We start from the raw sequence: 5,375 nt of genomic DNA on the forward strand, positions 1-5,375 counted from the left end.
ACCGATTTTGAGGTAGTCAGTTACCTAATTTTCAGGGAAAAAGTCCAGGAATTTTACCCCCGATCCCTCCAATGGTCGGCACTTTTTGAGGAAAAAAAGTCTAAAAGCCTTATCCAACAAGGTTTTTAGATTTATTCAGCAAGCCCTAGATAAACTTTGGACAACCTTCTGGAATAACGGCATTAGTAACCCGCTTTCGGTAATCGAGCAGATTTCCTATTTACTCTTCATCAAGCGCCTAGATGACCTAGAACTAGCTAAGGAGCGTAAAGCCCAACGATTAGGCGAAAAACTCGAAAATACCACCTTTACCGCCAGCCAACAGCATATCCGTTGGTCGCACTTCAAAAATATCGATGATGCGGAGACAATGCTCCAGATTGTCCGGGATGAAGCGTTTCCCTTTATCAAAGATCTGGGGCAATTCTGCAAGGGTAGCACCTACGCTAAACACATGAAGAATGCGGTGTTTCTCATCGCGTCTCCGGCGCTGCTGGCGACGGTAATCGAGCAAATTGAAAAAATCCCGATGGGGGATCGGGACACCAAGGGCGACCTTTACCTAAAATGTCGGATGAATGCCCCCGCTACATTTTTCGAGAAGATACTCAGCTTTGCGGGGGATGAAATCAGACCAGAATATCAACCGCGGAGCATCGGTTTAATTCCACCATCTGTGGGTAAACTGTGTTATACCTAACTTAGCCAAGGGTCGAGGATTGTTAGATGCTAGTCGTAGAAGCAAAGCTAAAAAACGGAACACCAGAGCAATATCACCGGCTCGATGAAGCTATCATAACTTCTCAGTTTGTGCGTAATTCTTGTGTTCGTTATTGGGGGTCAAATCAAGGGACAACCCGCAATGATCTCCAAAAACTTTGTGCAGTACTAGCTAATAATAAAGAAACACCTTATGTTAATAAATTAAACTCACAAGCTCGTCAATCGGCTGCTGATAGAGCCTGGCAATCAATTAATAGGTTTTATCAGAATTGTCATGCTAAGATACCAGGGGAAAAGTGGTTTCCTCGGTTCAAAAAGCATAACCGTTCCTTTGAGTATAAATTAACAGGCTACCAACTATCTGATGATCGACGTAAAATCAGATTTACTGATGGTTTTCAAGCAGGAGAATTTGATTTATGGTGTAGTCAAAAGACATTATTTTATTATTCAGAGCAACAGATTAAACGGGTAAGAGTTGTTAGACGTGCTGACGGTAAACCAACGCGACAAATAACAGGAATTGACTTAGGGTTAAAGGAATTTTATACCGATGCTCAAGGCAATAATGTAGAGAATCCACGTTATTTAAGAAAGTCAGAAAAACGACTGAAAAAAGGACAACGACGATTATACAAAAAGTTTCCTCAAGGAAACAAACAGTCTAAAAACTATCACAAGCAACGGATAAAAGTAGCTAGGCTTCATCTTAAAGTATCAAGACAACGTAAAGACAAAGCAATTAAAGACGCTTTGGCGTTAGTCCAGTCTAATGATCTGGTAGTTTATGAGGCTCTAAAGGTAAGAAACTTAGTCAAAAACCATAAGCTTGCCAAATCGATTTCTGATGCTTCTTGGTATCAATTCACTGAATGATTGAATTATTTTGCCAAGATTTATCGGATTGTTTGTGTTGCTGTTCCTACCCATTTTACTAGCCAAGATTGTTCAGTTTGTGGGACGATAGTGCAAAAAACATTAAGCAATAGAACTCATCAATGCCCTAACTGTAAAACAGTCTTAGATAGGGATCATAATGCAGCAATCAACATTCTTAAAAAAGGGTTGAAATATTTTGTAAATCATCTCAACGGTACTGTTGGGCAAACAGCAACCACCCCAACCACTAGGGCTGATTCATTCTCCGAATCTAATTCTTTTTTTGCTACCTTTAATCGCTTATGAGGTAAGCAAAAGACCTCGGCCTAATATTATCTCAAGACCAAAAGTTTTTCTAGTTAAGGAATCTACCCGAATAAAAATTATTTTAATTGCCTCATATTTTTTCAGTGAAATTGAATTAGCAACGATAGATATACGCTTCAGCCGTCGAACTACTTATTAATTAGTACACAGGCTAAAAGCAAGCTGTGACTGGGTTAAGTACCTAGGCAAAATTATTTACACATGACGATCATTGCCCCGTAAGGGTTTTAGCTCGATCGGGCAGGTAATTAATTTTGCATGACTACTTATAATTTTTGGAGATGTCTAAAGCACGACGTTTTTAAAAATTTTCAGATTTTTATTTCCGAGAAATCGCCTAAAAACGTTGCCAGATAAGGATTTGAGAGAATGATATAAGAGAGAATGAAACGACCCAAGGAGCAAGGGGAGGTGTTGCCCCTTGCCTGTTGCCTCTTGCCTCATCTCAACAAGCAATTTAAATACGCGGGCAGCTTATTGTGTTGGGTGAGTTGGGAACCCTAACCGTAGTATGATTGAACAATGCGAAGACTCACAATCACTCGACCCGACGACTGGCACCTTCATCTCCGCGATGGTGCGGCAATGAAAGCGGTTCTCCCCCATACGGTGCGTCAGTTTGCCCGTGCCATTATCATGCCGAATTTAAAGCCCCCAGTGCGCTCGGTGGCTGATGCTGCCTCCTATCGCGATCGCATTCTGGCAGCAGTTCCAGAGGGTCAACAGTTCGAGCCATTGATGACCCTCTATCTCACCGATAATACCAGTCCCGAAGAAATCATGGCGGCGAAAGCCTCCCAGTTTGTCAAAGCGGTGAAATACTACCCGGCCGGTGCCACAACTAATTCCGACTTGGGGGTGACGGACCTTCGTAGGTGCGATGGCGTTTTGGCAGCGATGGAGCAGCTGGATATGCCGCTACTACTGCACGGAGAAGTTACCGATGGTGATATTGATGTGTTCGATCGAGAGAAAGTGTTCATTGAGAAGCACTTAATCCCACTGATAACAAGATTTCCGAAACTGCGGGTCGTCTTTGAACACATTACCACTGCCGATGCGGTCAAGTTTGTTCTATCTGCTAACAACAATGTCGCCGCCACAATTACGCCCCAACATTTATTATTTAGCCGAAACATTCTCTTTACCGGTGGCATTCGTCCCCATTTTTATTGCCTGCCGATTTTGAAACGAGAGGATCATCGTTTGGCGCTTTTGCAAGCGGCCACATCGGGCAACCCCAAGTTTTTTCTAGGGACCGATAGTGCGCCCCATTCTCGCTACAGCAAAGAAAGTTCCTGTGGCTGCGCGGGTTGTTATTCAGCCCTGCACGCCCTAGAGTTGTACGCAGAAGCCTTTGAGAGCGTCGATGCAATTGAGCAACTGGAAGGGTTTGCCAGCTTTCACGGTCCAGATTTTTATCAACTCCCCCGAAATACCGAACAAATCACCTTAACCAAAACCCCTTGGCGCATTCCCGATGAATTGCCATTTCCCGAATCCGGACTGGTGCCGTTACGAGCGGGTGAAGAGATAACCTGGCAATTAGGGGAATAAAAACCGCCAGTCTTGGTAGTTGCGGTCAAGAATTGACGATTAGTTAGGGCTGGCTGAATAAATCTAACAACCTTGTTGGATAAGGTTTTTAGACTTTTTTTCCCTCAAAAAGTGCCGACCATTGGAGTGATTGGGGGGAAAATTCCGGGACTTTTTCCCTGAAAATTAGGTAATTGACCAGGTGAAAATCGGTAAAACCCTACACCCTACACCCTACACCCTGTCCCCACGAAGAACTTTTTGCCGCAAACCCTAGTTATTTCCCGTGACAATGAGGAGGATCGATAACATTGGCAAAAATTGCCCAAAGTACCATGAGCGGCATCGGCAACAAACAGATTAGCCATTGATGACCGGTTAGGGTCGCCGTTGCAAACAGACTGTTCATCACCCCCCATTGGCTAAACAAAATTTGTAGGGCAACAGCAGCCACAATCCCCAAAATTAGGATCGGTGCATTAGTGATCGACGTTGACTGACGACGCAGGTAGTCCACTAGGCTCATCCCTAATTGACTGATACTGAGCAGATAGATAACCCGTGCTGCCACAAGGGATTGAATTGCCATTGTGCGGGCAACGGCAATATCTCCTGTGGTCGATTTAGCCCACTCAAACATACCAAAAATCAGAATCCAGTTAAACAATGAAACAGCCAAAATTCGGCGCAATAGTTTTTTGGTGATCAAAGGTTCATTGGGATTGCGTGGTGGTGACTGCATAATGCTGGGGGATTTTGCTTCAAAGGCCAGGGGAACAGTCATCGTGACCGAGTTGATCATGTTCAACCAGAGTACTTGTAGGGAGAGGATCGGTAAATCTCGTGCCAGTAAAGTACTGATCAGAATCGTCATCGATTCGCCACCATTGACAGGTAAGAGAAAGGAGATTGCTTTGCGTAAGTTTTGATAAACGGTGCGTCCTTCTTCGACAGCGGCCTTGATCGAGGCAAAGTTATCATCAGTGAGGAGCATATCAGCAGATTCCCGGGCGACTTCCGTTCCTCCTTTCCCCATGGCAATGCCGATATCGGCCTGCTTGAGAGCCGGCGCATCATTAACACCATCGCCCGTCATCGCCACGATTTCTCCTTGGGACTGGAGTACTTCCACCAGTTGCAGTTTTTGGGTAGGGGCAACCCTGGCAAATACCGATCCATCGACCACCGCTTGGGCCAGTTGATGATTATCCATTTGCGCTAATTGTTTTCCCTCAAATGCTAAGACTTGTGCTGCCGTTTTAATGCCCATCCGTTCCGCGATCGCCCGCGCCGTGACAAGATGATCACCAGTAATCATCTTGACGCGAATCCCAGCACTTTGACAGGCATGAACGGCAGCGATCGCCTCTGGACGAGGCGGGTCAATCATGCCCTGTAATCCTAGAAACACCAAGCCTGTTTCGATATCCTCATGGTCGATAGAATGCTGATGGGTCGCGGCTGCTTTTTTGGCGAAGGCAAGCACCCGTAAACCCTGCTCTGCCATCGTTTCTACCGCTTGCTCGATCTGTTGGGCGTTCAGCACGGTCATCTGACCATAGCGATCGATCATCGAAAATTTGGGTCTGAAACCCCGTCGTTCTACGACGGCTTTACTGTTAAATATTAGCACATTTACGAAATATATGCTAAAATGTGAGGTATGGAAAAAGCCTATTCGTTTCGATTTTACCCAACACCCGAACAAGAGTCGCTATTGCGGCGCACTTTGGGCTGTGTAAGATTGGTTTACAATAAGGCACTCCATCTCAGAACACAAGCTTGGTACGAAAGACAAGAAAGAGTAGGATATGCTGAAACGTCTTCAATGCTAACTGATTGGAAAAAGCAAGAAGAATTAGAGTTTTTAAACGAAGTTAGCTGTGTACCTTTACAACAAGGGTTAAGAC

The 5,375-nt window shown here is 44.7% G+C and carries 2 protein-coding genes and 3 pseudogenes; 4 read left to right on the forward strand and 1 reads right to left on the reverse strand.

What is annotated here, in order from left to right:
• Positions 1–85: 85 nt before the first annotated feature.
• From O9290_RS28340 to pyrC, 3 genes and pseudogenes are all read left to right on the forward strand, one after another.
• Positions 86–457 (forward strand): annotated as a pseudogene (locus O9290_RS28340) (type I restriction-modification system subunit M N-terminal domain-containing protein); the annotation flags it as partial.
• Between the two features lie 269 nt (positions 458–726).
• A pseudogene (locus O9290_RS25380) lies at positions 727–1,908 on the forward strand (RNA-guided endonuclease InsQ/TnpB family protein).
• Between the two features lie 543 nt (positions 1,909–2,451).
• Positions 2,452–3,486: a dihydroorotase gene (gene pyrC / locus O9290_RS25385; protein WP_288059589.1), complete on the forward strand. Its 1,035-nt coding sequence runs from the start codon at positions 2,452–2,454 to the stop codon at positions 3,484–3,486.
• 256 nt (positions 3,487–3,742) lie between these two features.
• On the opposite strand, the pseudogene O9290_RS25390 reads toward pyrC, so the two are convergent.
• Positions 3,743–5,038, reverse strand: a pseudogene (locus O9290_RS25390) (HAD-IC family P-type ATPase); the annotation flags it as partial.
• 90 nt (positions 5,039–5,128) lie between these two features.
• Between O9290_RS25390 and O9290_RS25395 the strand changes: the two are divergent.
• The coding region (locus O9290_RS25395; protein ID WP_288059591.1) for a helix-turn-helix domain-containing protein at positions 5,129–5,375 on the forward strand (247 nt) is incomplete at its 3' end.

The organism is Microcystis sp. LE19-41.2A (assembly GCF_027530405.1).
Taxonomy (GTDB): domain Bacteria; phylum Cyanobacteriota; class Cyanobacteriia; order Cyanobacteriales; family Microcystaceae; genus Microcystis; species Microcystis aeruginosa.

Coding starts and splice junctions, on each gene's coding strand:
- pyrC (WP_288059589.1), top strand. CDS start 2,452: ATGCGAAGACTCACAATCACTCGACCCGACGACTGGCACCTTCATCTC.